Origin of the sequence: Faecalibacterium sp. I2-3-92, from assembly GCF_023347315.1 — a bacterium.
Lineage (GTDB): Bacteria > Bacillota > Clostridia > Oscillospirales > Ruminococcaceae > Faecalibacterium > Faecalibacterium duncaniae.
Window position 1 is genome coordinate 911,447 of record NZ_CP094470.1, and the last position, 23,207, is coordinate 934,653.

Here is a 23,207-nt window from a genome sequence, read left to right on the forward strand (position 1 = left end):
CGATTTATCCATTGAAATTCTCCCCCGGGGATGATATGATAGACCTGTTCCTGCGCGGCAAAAGGCCGGGAACGAAATCTGAAGTGGGAGAATTTTGTACCAGATGCAGAAAAAGAAGCTTTATCAGCTGGCTGCGGCCATCGTTCTTGTGGTGATCGTGGCAGCTGCTTTGATCCTGACAGGGATGCGAAAAAGCACCCCTGTGTCCGAGGCGCAGGCCAGCTCTGTGCCGTCCTCCGCTCTGCCCGGCGGGGAAGCTGAGGAACCCTCCAGCGCCGCCGCCTCCAGCGAGAGCGCCGTCAGCAGTGAGGTGACGGAAGAATCCCCGGTTTCGTCCTTTTTGGAACAGCTGGAAGAGGAACTTGGCATTTCCTCTTCGGAGACAGCTTCGTCCAGTGAAGCCTCCTCTGCCGCCAGCGCAAGCAAGGCGGACAGCGTGAGCTCCGCAGTGTCCGGTTCCAGTGCCGCACACTCGGTGCCCGCGTCCTCTGCGGCTTCCGGCAGCCATGCGGCCAGCAGTCAGGCCCCCGGCAGCAGCCATGCCTCCAGCAGCTCCGCTGCTTCGGAGAATGAGGTGGATGCCAAGATCGACAGCTACATCCGCCAGCTGCAGAACCTGAAGAGGCAGACGGAATCCAAGCTCTACGGCGTGATCTACGAGGCCTACAATGAGTATATCTCCCACCCGGTGGAGGAGCGCAATCTGGGGATGAAGGTCTCCATCGTGGTGTCCAAAACCGCCAAGCTGACCAGTGTTCAGGGCGAGTGTGACAAGGAGTTCAACGCCATTCTGAAAGAGCTGCGCCAGTACCTGCGGGACAATGGCCGTGACCAGAGCGTTGCGGATCAGGCAGAGCAGGAGTACAAGAAGATGAAGTCCGACCTGACCAGCGAGCTGACCGGCATTGTCTATGACAGTGCGGTGGGCAGCGGCGATGGCGGCAAATGGATCCAGGAACACATTGAGCATAAGCGCTGAAATAGATAAGAGCCGTGCAGTTCAAACGCTGCACGGCTCTGCTTTTTTGTTACTGCACACGCTTTAACGCTGTGTTGATGAGATCGGCAAACTGCTCCAGACGTTCCCGGAGCTGGACGATGGAATCGATGTCGCTGTCGGAAATGACACTGACGGGAGCCGAAAGGCTGTTGACACCGGCTTCCAGCGTGCCGCTCAGGGCTGCATTGACACCGTGGGCGGGGATCTCCACATGGACATCCACGGGGATGGTGTCATCGAAGAGCAGGGACTTCAGCGGCAGGCCCACCACAAGGACAGCCGCGTCCTCCCCCTCAGACGGGAACTGATAGTAGATGTAGCCCTTTTTGGCATAATCGGGGTGGACGACGCACTGGCGGCTGAGGGTCAGGGTGTAGCCGGACATCTCCTGCATGGCTACCTGCGTGTTGGGCACGCCGAGGATCTTTGCCAGCTGGGCCTGCGTGATGTAGTTGGGCAGAGACCACTCCGGCAGGAACGCACCCACCAGCGGCGCGCTGTCCGCGATGGAATCCCGCAGGGTGCGGTAGAGCCGCCCGGCATCGAAGTAGGTGTCGTTGGCATCAATATAGAGGTCGGTGAAAAAGTCGGTGCCGCCGGTCTCGGCGCGGGCAAGCCCACCGGAGGGGTACAGGTACAATTGCAGCTGCCCCGGCGAATACAGCCCGGCCACATCGCCGGAAGTTGCACCCACCTGTTTCAGAATATTGTACAGGGCCGGGGTACTGGCACTGTCCTGTGCGGTGATGTTATAGCTGAACTCAAAGGCCGCACCCTTTTGTAAGGCACGGACTTTGCTGTTGACCAGACTGAAAAGGACCAGCGCAGCCACCAGACACACCGCCAGAATGCAGGCCACCACCGTGACCACGGCGCGGGAACGCTTTTTGGAAGATTTCATGGCAGAACCTCCTGTTCTTTTTATAAGGAATACGATCCAGAGCTTAAAAATGGTTCAAGTTGGCTTTGATTTTTTTATAATTTATTTGCAGGCCGCCACAAAGGCATCAAAGATCCCCTGCATGGCGGGGTCGGCGGCGCTGAGCCACTCAGGGTGCCACTGCACGCCCAGGCAGAACTTCGCGTCCGGCTTCTCAATGCCCTCCACGATGCCGTCCTCGCTCAGGGCTGACAGCACGAGGCCGGGGGCGACCTTGTCCACCGCCTGATGGTGCTGGCTGTTGACCAGTACGGTATCCTGCCCCAGAATGCGGGAGAGCAGGGTATCCCGCCGCACGGTGACGGTGTGGATCTTGCCCCAATGGTCGTTGTGGGGGACGTGCTCAAAGGGCTTGATGTCCTGATACAGATCGCCGCCCAGCGCAACATTCATCAGCTGGATGCCCCGGCAGATGGCCAGCACCGGCTTGTCGGCGGCAAGGAAGGCGCGCAGCAGCAGCGGCTCGGCGGTATCCCGCAGAACGTTGGGCTCACCGCAGGCGGGGATGCGTTCCTGCCCGTAGAATTTCGGGTCGATGTCGCCGCCGCCCGGCAGCAGCAGGCCGTCACAGGCCAGCGCATCCTGCACGGCCTTTTCGGGGTCGTCCAGCTCGATCCAGCGCATCTCTGCCCCGGCCCGGGCAAGGCTTTCGGGATATTTGGCGTGAGCCTCTGCCAGCAGCTGGTTCGGCACCATGCGCGGCATTGCAATCGTAATAGCAGCAGACATTGTAGAAACTCCTTTTTACGTCAACAGAAAAACCCCGGAACATTCGTTCCGGGGTTTCTGGCGGAAAGATGGGGATTCGAACCCCAGAACGCTTTTGACACGTTACACGATTTCCAGTCGTGCGCCTTAGACCAACTCAGCCATCTTTCCACATCTTCAGTTTTCAGCGTTTCGGGCCGTGGCCCTCAGCGCTCCACTATAATACCTGAAAGGATGACTTTTGTCAAGGATTTTTTTGAAAAAATTTGAAAAATCTAAAAATCAACGGTTCTGCGCCATACATTTTTTCGTTGGAAAAAGCAGAACCCGATGATCCCCTTGACGAACCTATAAAAACGGACTATGATGTGGGCAGAGAGCGGTTGGAATTTGCAGGTTCCGCCCGAAAAAGAGAGCCTGAACAGGAGGATGCGATATGAATTACGCTGATGTTTTGAACAATGCCCGCCAGTGCATCGGGCAGTACTGCAAGGCCTGCCCCGTGTGCAACGGTGTGGCCTGCAAAAACCAGATCCCCGGCCCCGGTGCCAAGGGCGTGGGCGATACGGCCATCCGCAATTATAATAAGTGGGCGGAGATTCGGGTGAACATGGACACCCTGTGCGAGAACGGCACCCCCGACACCGGTGTGGAGCTGTTTGGCAAAACCTTCAAGTATCCCTTCTTTGCAGGCCCTGTGGGTGCGGTGAACCTCCACTATTCCGACACCTACACCGATATGACCTACAATGACGTGCTGGTGCGCGCCTGTGCCGAAAACGGCATTGCCGCCTTTACGGGTGACGGCACCAACCCCGACGTGATGACCATGGCCACCAAGGCCATTGGCGCGGCAGGCGGCTGCGGCGTGCCTACCATCAAGCCCTGGAACATTGACACGGTCAAGGCCAAGATGGAGCAGGCCAAGGCCAGCGGCTGCTTTGCCGTGGCCATGGACGTGGATGCCGCCGGTCTGCCCTTCCTGAAGAATATGACCCCGCCCGCCGGCAGCAAGAGCGTTGCCGAGCTGGCCGAGATCGTCAAGCTGGCCGAGCGCCCCTTCATCGTCAAGGGTGTGATGACCGTCAAGGGTGCCCTCAAGGCCAAGGAAGCCGGTGCTGCTGCCATCGTGGTCTCCAACCACGGCGGCCGTGTGCTGGATCAGTGCCCCGCCACCGCCGAAGTCCTGCCGGAGATCGCAGAGGCCCTCAAGGGCAGCGGCGTGAAGATTCTGGTGGATGGCGGCATCCGCTCCGGCGTGGATGTGTTCAAGGCGTTGGCTCTGGGTGCTGACGCTGTGCTCATCTGCCGTCCCTTTGTCACCGCAGTCTATGGCGGCGGCGAGGAAGGCGTGAAGTGCTACATCGACAAAATCGCCGCCGAGCTGGCTGATACCATGCAGATGTGCGGCGCACACTCTCTGGCCGAGATCACCCGGGATATGGTGAGGATCTGATGAACTAGCATAAGAAAAGCGGCATCTTTCCGTTTGCACGGAGAGGTGCCGCTTTTTGGTCAGTCGTTTTCCGAGAAATAATCGCTGTCGATGCGCTTAATGAGGTAAGTCTTTTGAGTGGAAACACCCACGCCGTGCTCAATCATCAGGTTGGTCAATTTTTCACCGTCCACCAGAATGATGTGCTGTGCATTGGCATACTCCTTCGCTTTGGGCGAAAACTTGGCAGTGGTGATAAAAAGTCCTTTATCGACCCTGGGCGGCCCCATCATGGCACCTGCAAACTTTTGGAGTTCCGGTTTTCCAATCGTGGTGTCGGGTTTCCAGCGCTTGGCCTGAATGTAAATGAGGTTGAATCCCAGCTTATCCTCGTGGACGATGCCGTCGATGCCATCGTCACCACTGTATTTGGTAACAAATCCATCGCCGTAGTCCATAGCCTTCATCAAATCAACCACAAGATGCTCAAAGAAAGCAGCGCTTTGATTCAGAATATCCGTCAGCAGATCGTCCGCCAGTTGATTGTTGATAAGAGTATACACCCGCTCGAAGGTCTCCTGCGGTGTTTCGGGCGCGTCATCCGGGACACTGGCCTGCGGTTGTGCAGAAGCGGTGCTGTCTGTATTCTGCGGCCGGTAGAAATCGAGAAACGCGGGGCACTTCTGAGCAAGAACTGCATTGGTAATTGGTTCTGTGCTGGCAAGGAGCGAGCGGCCAGCCGGTGTAATGGCAATATAACCCCGCTGAGGGGAGTCGATCATTTCAGCTTTCTTGAGATAGGTCTTTGCCCAGCCGACCCGCCCGGCATAGACTGAAGAACCATTGGAAAGCGTTTCGGAAAGATCCTCTTCGGTCAGCTGGAGCGTCTGAGCGATAGAATCTCGAACCTCCTTCATGGAATGCGACTGACCATCCTGTAAAACGGTCAACACAAGCCGATAAAACTCGTTATACTTTGGAAGAGCCATAAAACATCCTCGCAATCAACATTGATAAAGCAAAGTTTACTTCAACGTTCCATCCAATACCTGCTGGTAATACCAGGGCTTCGGTGCGCGGAAGGTCTTGCCGGAGAGGTCGGCGAAGTCGGGGGAGGTGAAGCGGGGGAGGACCAGCTCCCAGGCGCAGAGGGCCTGATACTTGAGCTTAAGCTCCCGGTTGGCGGTGTTGTTGCCGTATTTGCTGTCGCCCAGGATGGGGCAGCCGATGCTTGCCATGTGGGCACGGATCTGGTGGGTGCGGCCGGTGATGAGCCGGACCTTGAGCAGGGCCAGACGGCCGGAGACGGCAACGGTCTCATATTGGGTCTCCACGTCCTTGGCACCGGGCTGCTTGTCGGGCACGATCTTCACGATGCCCCGGTCTGCATCCTTGAGCAGGTAGCCGCCCAGGGTGCCGTCCGGCGGGGTGGGGCGGCCAAAGGTGACGCAGAGGTAGGTCTTTTTGACCTCGCGGTTCTTGATGACCTCAAGGAACAACTGCTCGGCCTCGGGGGTCTTGGCGATGATGACCAAGCCGCTGGTGCCGGTGTCCAGCCGGTGGCAGAGGGCCGGAGTGTACAGATCGTTCTCCTTGTACTCGCCCTGCTGGTTGAGGTAGAGCAGAGCACGGTTGAGCAGGGTGTCGTCCTCGGGGCCATCCACGGCAAGGCCTGCAGGCTTGTTCACCACAAGGATCTGCGGGCAGTCGTAGATGACCTGTGCCGGGCCGCGGGCGTTCTTCCACGCCGGGCCTTCTACCCGCTTGTCGGCATCCAGCACCTCGTCCAGAATGAACAGCTTGATCTCGTCGCCCGCCATCACGCGGGTGGAAAGGGGCTGCTTTTTGCCGTTCAGCTTGATCTTGTTCTCCCGCAGAGCCTTGTTCAGGCGGCCCGGGTTCAGTGCCGGGAACTGCTGCATCAGGTAGTTGTCGAGCCGGGTGGGGGCCAGACATTTTACTTTTAAGATTTTCACGGAAATTTTCCTCTCTATCTTGAAATAGAATGTGTCTTTGAATCGTTTTTATTGTAGCGGAACGGAAACGTTCCGTCAAGCAAGAGAAAGAAGGTTTTCGTATGAGATGGAACCATAAAATAGGAACATTTACGGTGCTTTTGGCGCTTGGGATCACCATGGCGGGCTGTGGGGCCTCCAGTTCCACGGCGGGAAGCACAGCGGCTTCCACGCCAAGCACGACCTCTTCGGAGGCGCAGGAGGCGCAAAAAACGGAAGTACAGCCCATGCAAGGCGTTTTACTGAGCGACCCCCTTTCGGATGGCACCTATCACATCAGCTTTGAAAGCGATAAAGTATGGGTCGGTGAACGCAAGAATACCATCAACGACGCGGTCGTATACGACTATGACCGGTACACAGCCCCAGAGATAGAAGCATTGAGCGAAGGCGATACCATTGTAACACATCTAAACGGGACAGAGGAAACTACAGCCCTGACCGTGGAGAGCATCGAGCGGGAAAACAACTATGTGACCATCAACGGCGGAATAGAAGAAGGCGGCATCGACTTATGCAAAGAGGAGGACCATTACCGGACTCTGACATGGGATGATTTTCCCGCTTATTATGAAGTTGGTGTGGTGAAGCAGCTTGTTATGGCAGACGATATCGAACTATCGGACGGCGCAGCAGACTTTGGAGCCGACCCAGTGATGGTCAAGGGAGACCGGGCGGTTTGCGATGCAATGAGCAGCGAAGAAGATGTTTATGGGTGGAATGCGGGAAACACGACCGTGACCATCCAAAACGGCGAGATGACCCATGTAGACCGCATCTGGGTGCCGTAAAATTTGTGGAAAACCCGTTGACAAACGCTTCCGGGATGCTATAATTTAAGTGTACGCAAGGGGCACTGTGCCTTTTTGCGGGATGTGAATTATGACAGATGGCATTGATGGGGTCAGAAATGCACACCGCCGCCCAGAGAGAGCGCTCCCAGCTGCAAGGCGCTCCGGCAGGTCTCGTTTCGTGCCACCCCGGAGCTTCCGGCGAAACAAGTCGGACGCAGCGCAGCGTTACCGCGCCGAAAGCGGCAGGGGACAAGCAGTTTTATCCTTTGCAATTTGGGTGGTACCACGGAGCAGTTTTACACAGCCTCGTCCCTTTTGGGATGGGGCTGTTTTTGTTTTTGCGCCTGCCCGCCCCTCTGCCATAACATCATAAAAACTGACGTGCAAACGCCAAGGACAATTGAGGAGAGAAAACCTATGCAATGGACCGGTTTGAATGAACTGCGTGAAAAGTACCTGAGCTTTTTTGAGAGCAAGGGCCACCTGCGTCTGGACAGCTTCCCGCTGGTGCCGAAGAACGACCCCAGCCTGCTGCTGATCAACAGCGGCATGGCCCCCATGAAAAAGTGGTTCCTGGCGCAGGAAGAGCCTCCCCGCCACCGTGTGACCACCTGCCAGAAGTGCATCCGCACCCCGGATATCGAGCGCGTGGGCATCACCGCCCGCCACGGCACCTTCTTTGAGATGCTGGGCAACTTCTCCTTCCAGGACTACTTCAAGGAGGAGGTCATTCCCTGGGCATGGGAGTTCCTGACCAGCGACGAGTGGATGGCTATCCCCAAGGATAAGCTGCACATCTCCGTCTACGAAGAGGACGACGAGGCCTACGATATCTGGACCAAGAAGGTGGGCATTGCTCCGGACCACATGGTGCGTCTGGGCAAGGAGGACAACTTCTGGGAGCACGGCTCCGGCCCCTGCGGCCCCTGCTCTGAGATCTACTTTGACCGCGGCCCCGAGTACGGCTGCGGCAAGCCGACCTGCGGCGTGGGCTGTGACTGCGACCGCTATATGGAGATCTGGAACCTGGTGTTCAGCCAGTTTGATGCCGACGGCAAGGGCCACTACGAGCGTCTGGCACGTCCCAACATCGATACCGGCATGGGCCTGGAGCGTCTGGCCTGCGTGATGCAGGGCGTGGGCAACCTGTTTGAGGTGGATACCGTTCAGAGCGTGCTGCACCATGTGGAGCACATTGCCGGTAAGACCTACGGTGAGAACGCCAAGGATGACATCTCCATCCGTGTCATCACTGACCACATCCGCAGCTGCACCTTCATGGTGTCTGACGGCATCCTGCCTTCCAACGAGGGCCGCGGCTACGTTCTGCGCCGTCTGCTCCGCCGCGCTGCCCGCCATGGCCGGATGCTGGGCATCTCCCGCCCCTTCCTGGTGGAGCTGGTGGAGACGGTCATCCAGTCCAGCGAGAGCGCTTACCCCGAGCTGCGTGAGCACGATGCCTATATCAAGAAGGTCATCGGCACCGAGGAGGCAAACTTTGCCCGCACCATCGATGCCGGTATGAACATCCTGAACAACATGATCGACGGCCTGGAAAAGGCACACCAGCACCTGCTCAAGGGTCTGGACGTGTTCAAGCTGAACGATACCTTCGGCTTCCCCCTCGATCTGACCAAGGAGATCGCTGCCGAGCAGGGCATTGAGATCGACGAGGACGGCTTCCATGCTGAGATGAAGAAGCAGAAGGAGCGCGCCCGTGCCGAGCGCCTGAAGAAGAACATCTCCGGCTGGAGCGAGGACCTGTTCGGCGGCCTGACCGTTGAGCCCACTGTCTTTACCGGCTATGAGACCCTGAACGACACCGGCGTTGTGGTTGCCCTGAGCGACGAGGAGACCCTGACCGATGCCATTGCCACCGATGAGGAGGCAAAGGACGGCGTGCTGGTGGTTCTGGACAAGACCCCGTTCTACGCTGAGATGGGTGGTCAGGTGGCGGACAACGGCCTGCTGACCGGCCCCGAGTGCAGCCTGCGTGTGCTGGACGTGAAAAAGACCCCCAAGGGCTACTACGTCCACACCTGCGTGCTGGAGAGCGGCATCGTCAAGGTGGGCGACCACCTGAACGCTCAGGTGGACAAGGAATACCGGATGTCCGTCTGCCGCAACCACACCGCGACCCATCTGCTGCAGGCTGCCCTGCGTGAGGTCCTGGGCGACCATGTCCATCAGGCAGGCTCCTATCAGGATGCGGAGATCACCCACTTCGACTTCACCCACTTCAGCGCCGTCACGCCTGAGGAGCTGGCCCGGGTGCAGAAGATCGTCAACGATAAGATCTACGAGTCGATGAACGTCACCGTCAAGGAGATGCCCATCGAGGAGGCCAAGAAGCTGGGCGCAATGGCCCTGTTCGGCGAGAAGTACGGCAAGGTCGTCCGCGTTGTGAACATCGAGGGCTGGTCCACCGAGTTCTGCGGCGGCACCCACGTCAAGAACACCGCCCAGATTGGCGGCTTCAAGATCGTTAGCGAATCCTCTGTTGCCGCCGGTATCCGCCGCATCGAGGCTGTCACCGGCCGCAACCTGCTCGTCCGTGCAAATCTGCAGGAGGCAATGCTGCACACCGTGGCCAACACCCTGAAGGCCAACAACATCACCTCTCTGCCCATCCGTGCCGAGGCCGTCATGGCCGAGAACAAGGCCATGAGCAAGGAGCTGGAGGAGATCAAGGCCAAGGTCGCCGCCTCCAAGGTGAGCAGCCTGTTCGACAATGCCGAGGAAGTCGGCGGCGTGAAGATCGCTTCTGCTTACTTCACCGGCACCACCGGCGAAACCCTGCGCGGCATGTGCGACTCCATCCGCGATAAGGCGGTGAACCCCTGCGTGGCGGTTCTGGTGGGCAAGGCTGAGGATAAGGTCACCATGGCTGTCACCGTGAACAAGCTGGCACAGGAAAAGGGCCTCAAGGCTGGCGTGCTGGTCAAGGAGATCAGCGCCATCGCAGGCGGCAAGGGCGGCGGCAAGCCCGACTTTGCAATGGCCGGCCTGAAGGACGAGACCAAGATCGACGAGGCTCTGGCCGCTGTCAAGGGCATTGTTGAGAAGCAGCTGGGCTGAGTGAAAGGAGCAATTCCCATGGAAGATTGTCTGTTTTGCATGATCGCCGAGGGCAAGATCCCCTCTAACAAGCTGTATGAGGACGATCAGGTCGTGGCGTTTTACGATATCAACCCGCAGGCCAAGGTGCACTTTCTTGTTGTGCCCAAAAAGCACATCCAGAGTGCCGCTGCCCTGACGGAGGAGGACGGTGCCCTGCTGGGCCATATCTTTGCCGTGATCGCCAAGCTGGCCAAAGAGGTTGGCCTGGACAACGGCTACCGCGTGATCTCCAATGTCGGCGAGGATGCCGGCCAGACCGTGAAGCACCTGCATTTCCATGTGCTGGGCGGCGAGAAGCTGCCTGTCTGAGCCGCGCATAAAAATAACGGATCGAACAAAAGGAAGGGAATTGTTATGGCAAAGACCTATACCCTGAATGTCGCGGGCCTGACCCGTGAACTAACCATCTGCAAGGTGAACGACCACATGGACATTGCGGCCTTCATCATGCTGGGCGATGCAGAGCTGACCGTGGCTGCTGCCACCGAGCTGCTGAAAAAGTGCCCCGAGTTTGATATCCTGCTGACCGCTGAGGCCAAGGGAATCCCTCTGGCACACGAGATGAGCCGCCAGAGCGGCAAGCCCTACATCTGCGCACGCAAGGGCGAAAAGCTCTATATGGCCGACCCTGTCGTGGTGGAGGATCAGTCCATCACCACCGCAGGCAAGCAGAAGCTGGTCATCGACCGCAAGGAGCTGGACAAGATGAGCGGCAAGCGTGTGCTTGTGGTGGATGATGTCATCTCCACCGGCGGCTCCCTGAAGGCGCTGGACGCACTGGCAGAGCAGACCCAGTGCACCATCGTGGGCCAGGCCGCTGTTCTGGCCGAGGGCGATGCAGCCGAGCGCAAGGATATCATTTTCCTTGAGCCGCTGCCCCTGTTCTTCCACTAAGTAAGATGCGCCGCCCGCTCTGTGTTTTCTGCGCAGGAACGCTGGGGCTGGAGTTGGTGTGCGCCTTTTTGCCGCAAACGGGACATTTTGTGCCGTTTGCGGCATTTTTTATTGCCGGTCTGCTGTGGGCGCTGGCGGGCCGTTTGCGCAAGAGCCCGGCCTGGGGCTATGGCATCTGCCTGATCCTGGGGGCAGTGCTGGGCCTTGTGCTGACCGGCTCCACGCAGGCAAAATGGGATGCGATCCAGACCGCCTACGATGGCCGCAGTGTCCTGCTGGAGGCAGAGGTGGAGAGCACAACCTCTTCCTATTCCCCCGGCAGGGTGCGGGCGGTCCTGCAGGTGAAAATGGTGGACCGGGAGGCGGCCTCCCTCCGGGTGGAGTGCGCCAGCCTGCCCACCTGCAGCCCCGGCGACCGGGTCAAGGGCCGCTTTGCGCTGGAAACACCCGATGACACCGCCCGCCTGAATGCCCTGGCCGATGGCATTGCCCTGAACGCTGCTTATGAGAAAGGCTTTGCGCTGCTGGGGCAGAGCACCTCCTTCCGCGCCCGGACGGCCCGGCTCCAGAAGCGGCTGAGCGCCGCCCTGCGGCAGGGGATGGCATCCGGCCCGGCGGGCGTGCTGGCCGCCATGGTTACAGGCGACCGCACCCATCTCTCCAAGGAACTGCGCACAGCCTACCGGGGCGCGGGGCTTTCCCATGTGCTGGTGGTCAGCGGAATGCATGTTTCGATCCTGTGCGGCGATGTGCTGGGCAGGCTGCTGCCCAGCCGCAAAAAGCGCCTGCGCGGCTATACCGGCCGCCGGGTCAGGGCACTGTTCAGTGCGGTGCTGGCATTGCTGCTGGTGGGAGTGACGGGTTTCACGCCCTCTGTTCTGCGCGCGGCGGGGGCCGTCTGGCTCAGTGCGCTGGGGGTCTGGGTCTACGGCCCGCCGGATGCCCTGACCTCGCTGGGCGTGGCTGGTGTTCTGATGACGGCGGGCAACAGCTACGCCGTCTGTGACGTGGGCTTTCAGCTCTCCTTTGCGGCGGTGGTGGGCACCCTGGCCGGTGGGGCCGTGGTGCGACGCAGTCAGGAAGCCTGGGAAAAACAACGGGCAAAGAAAAAGCACCACCGCCTCCGGTTCTGGAAGCGGAAAGCGCTTGGGCTTGCGGGAAGTCTGTGGGAAACGGTCTGCATTTCGGCTTGCGCCTCCATGGCTACCTTCCCGGTGCTGGTGCTGCGGGGGATGAGCACCAGCCTGTACGCGCTGGTGTCCGGTGCGGCAGTGCTCTGGCTGGTGGAACCCATCCTGCTCACCGGTCTGGGGGCGGCCCTGCTGGGACTTGTGCCTGCATTGGCCCCGGCCCAGCGGGTGTGCTCGTGCTGCGCGGAATTACTGGCAGAGGTGCTGGACCGCTGGGCGCTCTGGGTGTCCGGCTGGCCCGGGGCACAGATCTGGTTCGACACCGCCTATGCCGCTTTGGTCTGCCTGCTGCTGGCCGGGCTCTGCTGGCTGGCGTTCCATAACAGGGTGCGCCTGCGGGTGGCCCTGCCTGCCCTTCTGCTGACGGCGGGGCTTGCTGTTTTCACCGGCAATGCCCTGAACCGGAATGTTGTCCGGGTGGAGCTGGTGGGCAGCCGGAATGCCCCGGCGGTGGTCATCAGCCGGAACGAGAGCGCCGTCATCCTCTTCCGCGGCGGCGACGTGACCCGGTGCGCCGTGGAGACCACGCTGGAGCGCCGGAACATCCGGACCGTGGAGTGCCTGATCGACCTGCGGCTCAGGCCCCGGAGCGCCCAGCGGATGGGGGCGGAACAGCGCATTGCCGTTGACCGGATGGCGCTCTATGCCACCCGCCGTGTCCGCTGCGGCCCGGCAGAGGTGGAGGTGCTCCGCACCCGGAACGGCTGTGTGGCCCGCATCCACGCCGCCGGGCAGACCTTTGTTACCCTGAGCGGCAGTGCTGCGCTTGCGGCCCCTGTGCAGGCGGATTACCTGCTGGCCTCGCCTGCCCGGCCGGACTGCGTGAAGTATGATGCGATCCTGAGCCTGAGCAGCGATTATCGGTGGATGCCGGAGGCTCTTTCTTCGGAGCAGCTCTGCCACAGTTTTTCAAGGGCAGAGTAGGCTTTGAGAGAAAAAATTGGCTTTTTGTCAGGAGCTGTTATATAATAGGAGATATCAAAGTAAAATCCGGAAAGGAATCAAGAAATTTATGGGTATCGTAGTCATCGGCGCAGTGTTTGTGGACATCAAGGGATATCCGCTTTCCACCTATATCCCCGGCGGGCGCAACGCGGGCAGAATGGAGCAGGTCCACGGCGGCGTGAGCCGCAACGTGGCAGAGGATATCGCCAACGTGGAGCTCCGGCCCACCTTCGTGAGCCTTGTCGATGACAGCGGCATGGGTCAGGATGTCATTGACAAGCTGGAGAACCACAAGGTCAACACCCGGTTCATCAAAAAGGTACCGGACGGCATGGGCACCTGGCTGGCCATCTTTGACAACAGGGGTGATGTGACTGCCGCCATCTCCAAGCGGCCGGATACCACACCGCTCATCGGCCTGCTGGCTGAGCAGGGGGATGAGATCTTTGCCGACTGCGACAGCATCGCGCTGGAGCTGGACCTTGAAAAGGAGACGGTCAAGCAGACCTTGAAATACGCCAAAAAGTACGGCAAAAAAGTGTATGCGGCCGTTTCCAACATGAGCATCGCTATGGAGCGCCGGGACTTTTTGCAGCAGATCGATTGCTTTGTCTGCAACCAGCAGGAGGCAGGGCTGCTCTTCTCGGACGATTACGACCATCTCGAGCCTGAGGAGATGTGCAGGGTGCTGGCGGGCAATGTGCACAGCGCCAACATCCCCTGCATGGTGGTGACCATGGGCGGCAAGGGGGCTGTGTTTGCCCGCGCCAACGGCGAGTGCGGCATCGTGCCCGCCAAAAAGGTGGATGTCATCGACACCACCGGTGCGGGGGATGCCTTCTTTGCCGGAACCGTCATCGGCTTGACCTACGGCAAGACTCTGGCGGAATCCTGCGAGATCGGCAGCCGCCTGGCCGCCTCGGTCATCTGTATCACAGAAAATGTCTGCCCCCGCTTCCGCCCCCTTGAGTTCGGGCTGGATATCCCGGTGGTGGATTGAGAGAACAAGTAAAAAGGGACGGCGTGTGCTCCACGCCGTCCCTTTTGTATATCCTCTCAGCCCTGCTTTTTCGCCTTCCGGTCCAGGTACAGGAAGAAGCAGACATTCAGCAGCACACCCACCGCTGTGGAGGTGGGTGCGGCCAGACCGATCATGGTCAGGCTGGCGTTGGGCTGGATGCTCATAATGTAGGCCATGGGCAGGCGGACGAGCAGGGTCTGGAACAGGCCCTGCGCCATGACGAAAACGGTCTTGCCGCTGCCGTTGAAATAGCCGATCATGCTGAACAGGATCGCGGTGAGGATGGTCTCCAGCGCAAAGCCCTTGAGGTAGGCATAGCCGTTGGCGATCACAGGTGCATCCGTGGTGAAGAAGCTGCAGAGCAGGTCGCCCTTGCACAAGACCAGCGCAAAGACGAACAGGCCAAAGAACAGACCGATGCCGATGCCGGTGCGCAGGGTCTGCCGGGCGCGCTGATGCTTGCCTGCGCCGATGTTCTGGGAGATGAAGGAAGCCATGGACTGCATCAGGGCGCTGGGGATCAGCATGGCGAAATTGACGATCTTGCAGGCCACGCCGTAGCCGGAGGAAGCCTCCAGACCCAGGCGGTTGACAAAGGCACAGAGGGCCAGAAAAGAGAGCTGGGTCAAAAACTCCTGCAGCGCCAGCGGCAGGCCGATGGCCAGAAACTTTTTGCACTGGAAGTTCAGCCTGAAGTCCGCCTTTTTGATGGAAAAGGGCAGAGCTTTTTTCAGCAGCATGACAACAGCGCAGACCACGCTGACAGCCTGTGCGGCCACGGTGGCAATGGCGGCACCGACAGCATCCAGATGGAACCCGGCCACCAGGACCAGGTCGCCGATGATGTTGACCACGCAGGCCACCAGCACAAAGATCAGGGGAGATCGGCTGTCGCCCATGCCGCGGAAGAGGGCCGAGAGCATATTGTAGGCTACGATGAAGAAGATGCCTGCACCGCAGATGCGCACATAGCTGGTGGTCAGGTCAAGGGCCTCGGCCGGGGCCTGCATCAGGCTGGAAATGGGCCGTGCCAGAAACACCAGAACCCCGAACAGCACAGCGGCCAGAAGGGCGAATACAACCGCCGCGCCGCCGATGACCGGGCTGATGAATTCGTGTTTCTTTTCGCCGAGATACCGTGCGATCAGCACTGTGACACCCATGGCCAGCTGGGTGACCACAAAGGTGACAAGGTTGAGCACCTGGCTGCCGGTGGAAACGGCAGACAGGCCCGAGGTGGAGCCGAAGCGGCCCACCACCAGCAGGTCTACCGCGCCGTAAGCGGCCTGCAGCACCAGTGCGCCCAGAATGGGCAGCATGAACAGAGCCAGCTTTTTCAGGATGCTGCCCTGCGTGAAATCGGTCTTATCATTTTTCAAGGGAATCTCTCCTTTCGACCATGATCTGATAAAAAATCTCGATGGTGCGGATCATGGTCTCCGCATCCTCTTCCGGGATGACCTCCAGCGCCGGAACAAGAGAGCTGAAATATTCCGCATCGTATTTGCGGGAAAGCGCCCGCCCGGCCTCTGTGATGGTCAGGTAGGTCACCCGGCCGTCCTCAGGGGAGGTATGCTTGGTCAAAAGACCACGAGCTTCCATGTCCTTTACGGTCCGGGTCACGCCGGGGCGGGGCAGGCTGAGCGCATCGCTCAGGTCAGAGACCTTGACCTGTATGCCCTGCTGTTCCAGTGTCTGAATCGCATCCAGATATTGGATGAAGGAGGGCAGAACCCCGTCCGGCAGGGCAGGCAGCAGATCCCGCACCCGCTTGGCCTGATAGCAGGCATCTATCATCCGTTTGATCAGCGCGATGTTCATATTGGTTTCTCCTCAAATAGTGACCAAAGATAATTACCGTAGATAATTATACGGAACTGCCGGGATTTGTCAAGCATTTTTTGCAAACAAAAATGCACCGCCCGCAGAAAGCGGACAGTGCACTCTTTGAAACAGAGATCAGATCGTGAAATGTGAGGATGAGAAACGTTGACGCTGCGGTAAAATGGCGGGTCAGAACGTCTCCACCTTTTCCTGCGCGCGGTACTGCAATGCTTCCAGCAGGGCCTCTTCATCCAGCAGCTGTTTGCCTGCGAGATCAGCAACGGTGCGGGCCACCCGGAGGATGCGGTCATGGGCGCGGGCAGAAAGGCCCAGTGTGTCGTAGGAGGCGCGGAGGAGCCGCTCGGCGGCGGGGGTCATCCGGCAGACACGCCGCACCTGCCCGGCTGTGAGCTGGGCATTGCAGCGCACGCCCTCATATCCGGGGGCGGCATAGCGCTTGGCCTGCACGGCCCGGGCAGCAAGCACCTGCTTGCGCAGGTCTGCGCTGCTCTCGGCGGGGGTGCTGGTGTGGAGCTCGTCAAAGGCAACGGGGTCCATCTCCACACAGAGGTCAATGCGGTCCAACAGGGGGCCGGATACCCGGCTGCGGTACTGCCGCACCGCACTGGGCGAACAGGTGCAGGGACGGGTGGGGTGGCCGTAGTAGCCGCACTTGCAGGGGTTCATGGCGGCTACCAGCTGGAACCGGCTGGGGTAGGTGGCGCTGCCTGCCGCACGGCTCACGGTGATCTGGCCGTCCTCCAGCGGCTGGCGTAGAACTTCCAGACTGTCCCGGGAAAACTCCGGCAGCTCGTCCAGAAACAGCACGCCGCAGTCGGCAAGGCTGCACTCGCCGGGCCGGAAGGTGGTGCCGCCGCCCGCCAGCGCCGCCGCGCTGGCCGAGTGGTGCGGGCTGCGGAAGGGCCGGGCGGAGATCAGGCCCCGCCCCTTGGGCAGCTGGCCCGCAATGGAATAGATCTTGGTGGTCTCCACGGCTTCCTCCCGGGTCAGGGGCGGCAGGATGCCGGGCAGGCGCTTGGCCAGCATGGATTTGCCGGTGCCGGGCGCGCCGATGAGCAGCACGTTGTGCCCACCGGCTGCTGCCAGCACCATGGCCCGGCGGGCCAGCGGCTGGCCCATCACATCCGCAAAATCCGGGGCGGCATTCCAGCCGGAAGCGGGGTCAAAGGGGATGGGCGCGGCGGGGGAGAGGGGTACAAGACCCCGCAGCGCATCCACGACCTCCCGGGCTGTGCGGGCGGGGTAGACCTGCATCGCGTCGCCGCCCGCCTCGGCGGCTTCAGCAGCGTTTTCGGCGGGCACATACAGGCTGCGGATGCCGTCTGCTGCCGCCGCCAGCGCCATGGGCAGCACGCCCGAAACCGGGCGCAGGCTGCCGTCCAGTGCCAGCTCCCCCAGAAAAGCCGCGTCGGCGGGCGGCTCTTCCATCTGGCCGGAGGATGCCAGCACCGCCAGCAGCAGGGGCAGGTCATACACCGGGCCGCTCTTGCGGATGTCTGCCGGGGCAAGGTTGACCGTGATGTGGCGGTCGGGCCATTTGTAGCCCAGATTCTTCACGGCAGAGCGGACACGGTCGCCGCTTTCCCGCACGGCGGAATCCGGCAGGCCCACCAGCGAAAAGGCGGGCAGGCCGCCGGAGACATCGGCTTCCACGGCCACGGCAAAGCCGTTCAGGCCATTCAGACCATAGCTTTTCAGAACGGAATACATGGGGCCTCCTCACGCCGCGTCTGCGGCCCGACGGGGAAATGACCGGGAAAATGCCCGGTCTCGGCAGAATAATCTATTGTCCCAATTATAGTGTCGGGCAGGGGGCTTGTCAATGCGCGGGCACTGCCGCAGGCTCTGCGGACAGCACGAAAGCCCCAAATGATGGAAAAGGCTGAAATCTTTGTTGTATTTGTATGATTTGCGGAGCAAAAATTCTTACATAATATGGAATTGACACAGTACCAAGAAAGGGTTTATAGTATAAATAGGTTTGGAAAAACTATCCCTGTGCGAAATACGAATTAAAGGTAAGGTGTGCAATATGTATCTGGATGAGTATAAGCGCTGGCTGGCTGCGGATCTGGAGGACGCGGATCTGAAACCGGAGCTGAGCAAGATCGAGGGCAATGACGAGGAAATCAAGGACCGCTTTGCCGTGGCCCTGAAGTTTGGCACCGCCGGTCTGCGCGGTGTGCTGGGTGCCGGTACCAACCGCATGAACATCTATGTCGTCCGTCAGGCCACCCAGGGCCTGGCAAACTGGGTCAAGACCCAGGGCGGCAGCCAGACTGTCGCCATCAGCTACGACAGCCGCCTGAAGAGCGATGTCTTTGCCAAGACCGCCGCCGGTGTTCTGGCCGCCAACGGCATCAAGGTGCGCATCTATGATGCCCTGATGCCCGTGCCTGCCCTGAGCTTTGCCACCCGTTACTACGAGTGCAACGCCGGTATCATGGTTACCGCTTCCCACAACCCCGCCAAGTACAACGGCTACAAGGCCTACGGCCCGGATGGCTGCCAGATGACCGATGATGCCGCCGCCATCGTCTATGATGAGATCCAGAAGACTGATGTTCTGACCGGCGCAAAGTACATCTCCTTTGCCGCTGGCGTGGAGCAGGGCCTGATCCGCTTTGTGGGCGATGACTGCAAGAAGGCCCTGTACGATGCCATCGAGGCCCGTCAGGTGCGCCCCGGCCTGTGCCGGACTGCCGGCCTGAAGCTGGTGTACAGCCCCCTGAACGGTTCCGGTCTGGTGCCCGTGACCCATGTGCTGAACGATATGGGCATCACCGATATCACCATCGTACCCGAGCAGGAGTACCCCAACGGCTACTTTACCACCTGCTCCTACCCCAACCCTGAGATCTTTGAGGCCCTGAAGCTGGGCTTGGAGCTGGCCACCAAGACCGGTGCTGACCTGATGCTGGCCACCGATCCCGATGCAGACCGCGTGGGCATTGCCATGAAGTGCCCGGACGGCAGCTATGAGCTGGTCTCCGGCAATGAAATGGGCGTTCTGCTGCTGGATTACATCTGCGCCGGACGCATTGAAAAGGGCACCATGCCCGCAAACCCCGTGGCGGTCAAGTCCATCGTTTCCACTCCGCTGGCCGACGCTGTGGCAAAGCACTACGGCGTGGAGATGCGCAACGTTCTGACCGGCTTCAAGTGGATCGGCGATCAGATCGCCAATCTGGAAGCCGCCGGTGAAGTGGATCGCTTCATCTTTGGCTTTGAGGAGAGCTACGGCTACCTGGCAGGCCCTTATGTCCGCGATAAGGATGCCGTTATCGGCTCCATGCTGATCTGCGAGATGGCCGCTTACTACCGCAGCATCGGTTCCTCCATCAAGCAGCGTCTGGAAGAGATCTACGCACAGTACGGCCGCTACCTGAACAAGGTGGACAGCTTTGAGTTCCCCGGCTTGACCGGCATGGAGAAGATGGCTTCCATCATGCAGAAGCTGCGTGACGAGCCCCTGACCGAGATCGGCGGCCACAAGGTCGTCAAGGTCATGGACTACAAGAAGCCCGAGGAGACCGGCCTGCCCGCCGCCAATGTCCTGATCTACACGCTGGAAAATGGCGCGACCGTTGTGGTGCGTCCCTCCGGCACCGAGCCCAAGATCAAGACCTACTTCACCACCCTGGGCAAGACCCTGGAGGAAGCCCAGGCACAGAAGGATGCTCTGGCTGCCGCCATCGAGCCCATCCTGAAGTGATCTCCTGAAAAAAGAAGCGTTTTTGCCCCTCTGCCCTGCCGCAGAGGGGCATTTTTGCTGTATAAAATCGGTTGCAGTTTGCCGGGCGATACGGTATAATAAAATATGGTTTATTCTATCTGTGCCCCGGGTGGTATTTCCCGGGAGAATAAGAGCAGGGCAGGTGCAGAAATTGGAAAAGAAAGTATCAGCCGTTCTGGTGGCGGCAGGGTCCTCCACCCGCATGGGGTTTGACAAGCTCAGCTTTGATCTGGGCGGGGAGACCGTGGTGCAGCGGAGCATCCGGGCCTTTGCGGAGTGTCCGCTGGTCAGCGAGATCGTTCTGGTGGCCGGGAAGAACCGGGAATTTCTGGAACAGCAGGCCGCGGCCTGCACAAAGCCGGTGCAGGTGGTGCAGGGCGGCGCGACCCGCGCCGAGAGCGCGAAGAACGGCGTGCTGGCCGCCCACGGAGAGCTGGTGGCTGTCCATGATGCCGCCCGTCCCTTTGTCAGTCAGGCTGTCATCACGGCGGCGCTGGAAGCAGCCGCTGCCTGCGGTGCTGCCGCCCCCGCCGTGCCGGTAAAGGATACCGTCAAGCGGGCTGTGCGGGGCGATGGCAAGACCGTGCCGGAGCATTGCATGGTCGCTGATACCCCTGACCGCAGCACCCTGTATGCGGTGCAGACCCCCCAGTGCTTCGACCGCGCGGCGTATCTGGCCGCGCTGGACGAGCTGGACGCGGAAAAGGCCCGCCTGGTCACCGATGACTGCAGCCTGTTTGAACTGACCGGCCGCCCGGTGCAGCTGACCCAGGGGGATTACGCCAATCTGAAGATCACAACGCGGGAGGATCTGCCCCGCGCCGAACAGAAAGAAGGAAATGATATGCGCATTGGTCATGGTTATGATGTTCACCGTCTGGTCGAGGACCGCAAGCTGATCCTGGGCGGCGTGGAGGTGCCTTTTGAAAAGGGCCTGCTGGGCCACTCGGATGCCGATGTGCTGGCCCACGCCGTGATGGACGCTGTGCTGGGTGCTGCCGCGCTGGGCGACATCGGCAAGCACTTCCCGGATACCGACCCCGCCTACGCCGGTGCCGACAGCCTGCAGCTGGCGCAGCATGTGGCACGCATCATGCGGGAGAAGGGCTGGAAGATCGTGAACATCGATTCCACCCTGCTCTGCCAGAAGCCCAAGCTGGCCCCCTACATCCCCGCCATGCGGGAAAATCTGGCCGCCGCCTTCGGGATGCCGGTGGATGCTGTGAGCGTCAAGGCCACCACCGAGGAGCATCTGGGCTTTACCGGCGAGGGCCTGGGCATTGCCGCCCATGCTGTCGCCCTGATCGAGAAGCTGTAACGGGAGAGACACTCTGATGACTCTGAATTCGATCATCGCCAATTTCCAGACCTTCAAGCTGGCCGATCTGCTGGATATCGTCATCATTGCTTTCCTGATCTACCAGCTGCTGGGCATCATCAACCGCACCCGCGCCGGGCAGCTGGCCAAGGGCGCGCTGCTGGTGCTGGCGGTCTATCTGGTGGCCAACGTGCTGAACATGCGCACCGTCACCTGGCTGCTGAACTCGCTGCTGCAGGTCGGCCTGCTGACACTGGTGGTCCTGTTCCAGCCGGAGATCCGCCGCGCATTGGAGCGGATGGGCCAGACCGACCAGTGGGCGGGCAAGCTCTTCAACATCAAGGGACGCTATAATGACCCCAGCTTCAAGGGGGCCTGGCGCAGCGCCATCATTGCCATCTGCGATGCCGCCGAGCGCTTTTCCGAGACCAAGACCGGTGCCCTGATCGTGCTGGAGCGCAACACCAACCTCTCTGAGATCGTGCGCACTGGCACACCCGTGAACAGTGCCGTCAATCTGGAGGTGCTGGGCACCATCTTCTACGAGGGTACCCCCCTGCACGACGGTGCCGCCATCATTGAGAATGGCCGCATCAAGGCGGCGGGCTGCGTGCTGCCCCTGTCCAACAACCTGGATCTGGGCAAGGATATGGGCACCCGCCACCGCGCCTGCCTGGGCATTGCGGAGAATTCGGATGCCATTGCCGTTGTGGTCAGTGAGGAGACCGGCATCATCTCCATGGCCAAGAACGGTGTGCTGATCCGCCACTTTGACCGCCAGACCCTGTACACCCGGCTGGTGGATGAGATGATCCCCAAGGAGACCGCCAGCGAAAAGGCAGCCGCCGACGGCTGGCGCGGCAAGGTCAAGAGCCTGCTGAACTGGATGAACCAGAAAGAGGAGGATGAGCAGCAGTGAGCAGCAATCGTACCAACGGCACAAAGCCTGCCATCCAGCACACCAAGAGCATTCTGGACGACCGCCGCATTCGGCTGCTGCTGGCCATCGTGGGTGCCATTGTGGCATGGATGGTGGTCACCATCGTCGTCCAGCCCGGCACCACCCGCACCATCAACAACGTGCCGGTGGATTTTACCTATGATTCCGCCGCGTACACCTCCCGGGGCCTGAGCATCGTCAGCGCGCCGGAAAAGTACGTCAGCCTGAAGCTCTCGGGCGATGGCTACACCATCGGCAGCCTGACTTCCTCTGATTTCGTGGTCTACCCGGACTGGTCCGGCGTGCGGGACAGCGGCGAAAAGACCCTGCACCTGCAGGTGCGGGGCGTGAACACCCTGCTCAATGGCGTGTCCGTTTCCATTGAGGGCGGCGACAACAGTGTGGACGTGGTGTTTGACGTGGTGGAGGAGAAAACGGTGCCCATCACCGTGACCACCAACTACCTGACCATTGCGGACGGCTATATCCTCTATGGCACCGAGCTCTCCAAGGAGACGGTGACCCTCTCCGGCCCCAGCACCGAGATCGATAAGGTGGAGACCTGCACCGCCGAGGTGACCCACAAGGGGGAGCTCACCGATTCTGTCACGCTGGATACCGCCCTGCGCTTTTATACCAAGAGCGGCAGTGAGGTCAAGTTTGAATACACGAATCTGGAGGAGTCCAGCGTGGAGGTCACGCTGGAGGTCTACAAGATGGCCACCCTGCCCGTGTCGGTCAGCTTTATCAACGCGCCCCGGAATTTTGATCCCTCGGTGCTGGTCTACTCCCTGAGCAAGCAGACCCTGAATGTCGCCGGGCCCGAGAGCCAGATCGAAAAGCTCTCCACCCTGTCTGTTGGCACCATCGATCTTTCCACCTTTGCGCTGAACAAGGTGTATGAGCTGCCCATCGAGCTGCCGGGCAACATCCGCCTGCTGGACAACATTTCCAGCATCACGGTCAGCTTCGACAGCTCCAAGCTCGAGACCAAGACCATGAACCTGCCCGCCAGCTGTGTGCAGGTGGTCAATCTGCCCTCCACCTATACCCTGACCGTGCAGACCGAGCGGCTGATGAACGTGACCCTCTGCGGCCCGGCGGGTCTGCTGGATACGCTGGTGCCCGAGCAGGTGGTCATTGAGATCGATGCGGATGATTTCTATGTGGCCGCAGGGCAGCAGAACATTGCCTGCCGCCTGTATGTGCCCTCCAATGGTAAGATCTTTGCGCTGGGGAGCTATGTTATCCAGTGCAAGATAGAAAGCAACTGAGCTGGCTCACCCTCTCAGTCTCGCTTCGCTCG

The 23,207-nt window shown here is 60.2% G+C and carries 20 protein-coding genes and 1 tRNA gene; 13 read left to right on the forward strand and 8 right to left on the reverse strand.

Translation table 11 applies throughout. The features are described 5' to 3' along the window. The first annotated feature begins 103 nt into the window (after positions 1 to 103). A complete protein-coding gene (locus MTP42_RS04295; RefSeq protein ID WP_249258038.1) occupies positions 104 to 979 on the forward strand; it encodes a hypothetical protein in 876 nt (291 codons plus the stop codon). A gap of 49 nt (positions 980 to 1,028) precedes the next feature. On the opposite strand, the gene MTP42_RS04300 is transcribed toward MTP42_RS04295, so the two are convergent. The 3 genes from MTP42_RS04300 to MTP42_RS04310 all read right to left on the reverse strand — a co-directional run bounded on the left by MTP42_RS04300 (position 1,029) and on the right by MTP42_RS04310 (position 2,819). After that, positions 1,029 to 1,901 (reverse strand): hypothetical protein, encoded by an 873-nt coding sequence (locus MTP42_RS04300; RefSeq protein WP_249258039.1) that lies wholly within the window; start codon positions 1,899 to 1,901, stop codon positions 1,029 to 1,031. 81 nt (positions 1,902 to 1,982) lie between these two features. Further along, on the reverse strand, positions 1,983 to 2,669 hold the full coding sequence (locus MTP42_RS04305; RefSeq protein ID WP_154276399.1) for a gamma-glutamyl-gamma-aminobutyrate hydrolase family protein: 687 nt from the start codon (positions 2,667 to 2,669) through the stop codon (positions 1,983 to 1,985). Positions 2,670 to 2,727: 58 nt separating this feature from the next. Beyond that, positions 2,728 to 2,819: transfer RNA gene (locus tag MTP42_RS04310), tRNA-Ser, on the reverse strand. 95 nt (positions 2,820 to 2,914) lie between these two features. Between MTP42_RS04310 and MTP42_RS04315 the strand changes: the two genes are divergently transcribed. Beyond that, the gene (locus MTP42_RS04315; RefSeq protein ID WP_249258040.1) at positions 2,915 to 3,088 is read left to right on the forward strand and encodes a hypothetical protein; all 174 of its coding nucleotides are present in this window, start codon (positions 2,915 to 2,917) and stop codon (positions 3,086 to 3,088) included. Then, on the forward strand, positions 3,085 to 4,104 hold the full coding sequence (locus MTP42_RS04320; protein WP_117533581.1) for an alpha-hydroxy-acid oxidizing protein: 1,020 nt from the start codon (positions 3,085 to 3,087) through the stop codon (positions 4,102 to 4,104). Before MTP42_RS04315 ends, MTP42_RS04320 begins: the two co-directional genes overlap by 4 nt. 59 nt (positions 4,105 to 4,163) lie before the next feature. Here MTP42_RS04320 and MTP42_RS04325 read toward each other — a convergent pair whose 3' ends face one another. Together MTP42_RS04325 and MTP42_RS04330 are read right to left on the reverse strand one after the other, a co-directional pair. Then, positions 4,164 to 5,072, reverse strand: a complete 909-nt coding sequence (locus MTP42_RS04325) for a restriction endonuclease (RefSeq protein WP_097770998.1) — start codon at positions 5,070 to 5,072, stop codon at positions 4,164 to 4,166. Positions 5,073 to 5,108: 36 nt separating this feature from the next. Then, the gene (locus tag MTP42_RS04330; RefSeq protein WP_098922867.1) at positions 5,109 to 6,059 is read right to left on the reverse strand and encodes an RluA family pseudouridine synthase; all 951 of its coding nucleotides are present in this window, start codon (positions 6,057 to 6,059) and stop codon (positions 5,109 to 5,111) included. Between the two features lie 266 nt (positions 6,060 to 6,325). On the opposite strand from MTP42_RS04330, the gene MTP42_RS04335 reads away from it, so the two are divergent. The 6 genes from MTP42_RS04335 to MTP42_RS04360 all read left to right on the forward strand — a co-directional run bounded on the left by MTP42_RS04335 (position 6,326) and on the right by MTP42_RS04360 (position 14,041). Continuing rightward, on the forward strand, positions 6,326 to 6,889 hold the full coding sequence (locus MTP42_RS04335) for a hypothetical protein (protein ID WP_097772716.1): 564 nt from the start codon (positions 6,326 to 6,328) through the stop codon (positions 6,887 to 6,889). Between the two features lie 420 nt (positions 6,890 to 7,309). Continuing rightward, complete coding sequence (gene alaS / locus MTP42_RS04340) at positions 7,310 to 9,970, forward strand: alanine--tRNA ligase (protein ID WP_249258041.1); 2,661 nt, start codon at positions 7,310 to 7,312, stop codon at positions 9,968 to 9,970. A gap of 18 nt (positions 9,971 to 9,988) precedes the next feature. After that, positions 9,989 to 10,321, forward strand: a complete 333-nt coding sequence (locus MTP42_RS04345) for a histidine triad nucleotide-binding protein (protein WP_005933383.1) — start codon at positions 9,989 to 9,991, stop codon at positions 10,319 to 10,321. A gap of 45 nt (positions 10,322 to 10,366) precedes the next feature. Further along, positions 10,367 to 10,906, forward strand: coding sequence for a phosphoribosyltransferase family protein (locus MTP42_RS04350; RefSeq protein ID WP_117505307.1), 540 nt, complete (start codon positions 10,367 to 10,369; stop codon positions 10,904 to 10,906). 68 nt (positions 10,907 to 10,974) lie between these two features. Beyond that, a complete protein-coding gene (locus MTP42_RS04355; protein ID WP_249258042.1) occupies positions 10,975 to 13,020 on the forward strand; it encodes a ComEC/Rec2 family competence protein in 2,046 nt (681 codons plus the stop codon). 88 nt (positions 13,021 to 13,108) lie between these two features. After that, complete coding sequence (locus MTP42_RS04360) at positions 13,109 to 14,041, forward strand: carbohydrate kinase family protein (protein ID WP_156069040.1); 933 nt, start codon at positions 13,109 to 13,111, stop codon at positions 14,039 to 14,041. A 56-nt stretch (positions 14,042 to 14,097) separates the two neighbouring features. On the opposite strand, the gene MTP42_RS04365 is transcribed toward MTP42_RS04360, so the two are convergent. The 3 genes from MTP42_RS04365 to MTP42_RS04375 all read right to left on the reverse strand — a co-directional run bounded on the left by MTP42_RS04365 (position 14,098) and on the right by MTP42_RS04375 (position 17,617). Next, positions 14,098 to 15,441 (reverse strand): MATE family efflux transporter, encoded by a 1,344-nt coding sequence (locus tag MTP42_RS04365; protein WP_249258043.1) that lies wholly within the window; start codon positions 15,439 to 15,441, stop codon positions 14,098 to 14,100. Further along, positions 15,431 to 15,883 (reverse strand): MarR family winged helix-turn-helix transcriptional regulator, encoded by a 453-nt coding sequence (locus MTP42_RS04370; RefSeq protein ID WP_207697186.1) that lies wholly within the window; start codon positions 15,881 to 15,883, stop codon positions 15,431 to 15,433. Before MTP42_RS04370 ends, MTP42_RS04365 begins: the two co-directional genes overlap by 11 nt. Before the next feature lie 192 nt (positions 15,884 to 16,075). Next, positions 16,076 to 17,617, reverse strand: a complete 1,542-nt coding sequence (locus tag MTP42_RS04375; protein ID WP_005933402.1) for a YifB family Mg chelatase-like AAA ATPase — start codon at positions 17,615 to 17,617, stop codon at positions 16,076 to 16,078. A gap of 322 nt (positions 17,618 to 17,939) precedes the next feature. Between MTP42_RS04375 and MTP42_RS04380 the strand changes: the two genes are divergently transcribed. The 4 genes from MTP42_RS04380 to MTP42_RS04395 all read left to right on the forward strand — a co-directional run bounded on the left by MTP42_RS04380 (position 17,940) and on the right by MTP42_RS04395 (position 23,175). Beyond that, on the forward strand, positions 17,940 to 19,622 hold the full coding sequence (locus MTP42_RS04380; protein ID WP_097772507.1) for a phospho-sugar mutase: 1,683 nt from the start codon (positions 17,940 to 17,942) through the stop codon (positions 19,620 to 19,622). Between the two features lie 172 nt (positions 19,623 to 19,794). Next, on the forward strand, positions 19,795 to 20,961 hold the full coding sequence (gene ispF / locus MTP42_RS04385) for a 2-C-methyl-D-erythritol 2,4-cyclodiphosphate synthase (RefSeq protein WP_249258044.1): 1,167 nt from the start codon (positions 19,795 to 19,797) through the stop codon (positions 20,959 to 20,961). Positions 20,962 to 20,977: 16 nt separating this feature from the next. Beyond that, positions 20,978 to 21,880, forward strand: coding sequence for a diadenylate cyclase CdaA (cdaA, locus tag MTP42_RS04390; RefSeq protein ID WP_005933418.1), 903 nt, complete (start codon positions 20,978 to 20,980; stop codon positions 21,878 to 21,880). Next, positions 21,877 to 23,175: a CdaR family protein gene (locus tag MTP42_RS04395; protein ID WP_156061987.1), complete on the forward strand. Its 1,299-nt coding sequence runs from the start codon at positions 21,877 to 21,879 to the stop codon at positions 23,173 to 23,175. Before cdaA ends, MTP42_RS04395 begins: the two co-directional genes overlap by 4 nt. Positions 23,176 to 23,207 lie beyond the last annotated feature (32 nt).

Excerpts from the sequence above, each read along its gene's own strand:
- MTP42_RS04335 (WP_097772716.1), top strand. The coding sequence starts at position 6,326 with ATGCAAGGCGTTTTACTGAGCGACCCCCTTTCGGATGGCACCTATCAC.
- MTP42_RS04370 (WP_207697186.1), bottom strand. The coding sequence starts at position 15,883 with ATGAACATCGCGCTGATCAAACGGATGATAGATGCCTGCTATCAGGCC.
- MTP42_RS04320 (WP_117533581.1), top strand. The coding sequence starts at position 3,085 with ATGAATTACGCTGATGTTTTGAACAATGCCCGCCAGTGCATCGGGCAG.
- MTP42_RS04360 (WP_156069040.1), top strand. The coding sequence starts at position 13,109 with ATGGGTATCGTAGTCATCGGCGCAGTGTTTGTGGACATCAAGGGATAT.
- cdaA (WP_005933418.1), top strand. The coding sequence starts at position 20,978 with ATGACTCTGAATTCGATCATCGCCAATTTCCAGACCTTCAAGCTGGCC.
- MTP42_RS04325 (WP_097770998.1), bottom strand. The coding sequence starts at position 5,072 with ATGGCTCTTCCAAAGTATAACGAGTTTTATCGGCTTGTGTTGACCGTT.
- MTP42_RS04300 (WP_249258039.1), bottom strand. The coding sequence starts at position 1,901 with ATGAAATCTTCCAAAAAGCGTTCCCGCGCCGTGGTCACGGTGGTGGCC.
- alaS (WP_249258041.1), top strand. The coding sequence starts at position 7,310 with ATGCAATGGACCGGTTTGAATGAACTGCGTGAAAAGTACCTGAGCTTT.
- MTP42_RS04350 (WP_117505307.1), top strand. The coding sequence starts at position 10,367 with ATGGCAAAGACCTATACCCTGAATGTCGCGGGCCTGACCCGTGAACTA.
- MTP42_RS04380 (WP_097772507.1), top strand. The coding sequence starts at position 17,940 with ATGTATCTGGATGAGTATAAGCGCTGGCTGGCTGCGGATCTGGAGGAC.
- MTP42_RS04295 (WP_249258038.1), top strand. The coding sequence starts at position 104 with ATGCAGAAAAAGAAGCTTTATCAGCTGGCTGCGGCCATCGTTCTTGTG.
- MTP42_RS04345 (WP_005933383.1), top strand. The coding sequence starts at position 9,989 with ATGGAAGATTGTCTGTTTTGCATGATCGCCGAGGGCAAGATCCCCTCT.
- MTP42_RS04305 (WP_154276399.1), bottom strand. The coding sequence starts at position 2,669 with ATGTCTGCTGCTATTACGATTGCAATGCCGCGCATGGTGCCGAACCAG.
- MTP42_RS04375 (WP_005933402.1), bottom strand. The coding sequence starts at position 17,617 with ATGTATTCCGTTCTGAAAAGCTATGGTCTGAATGGCCTGAACGGCTTT.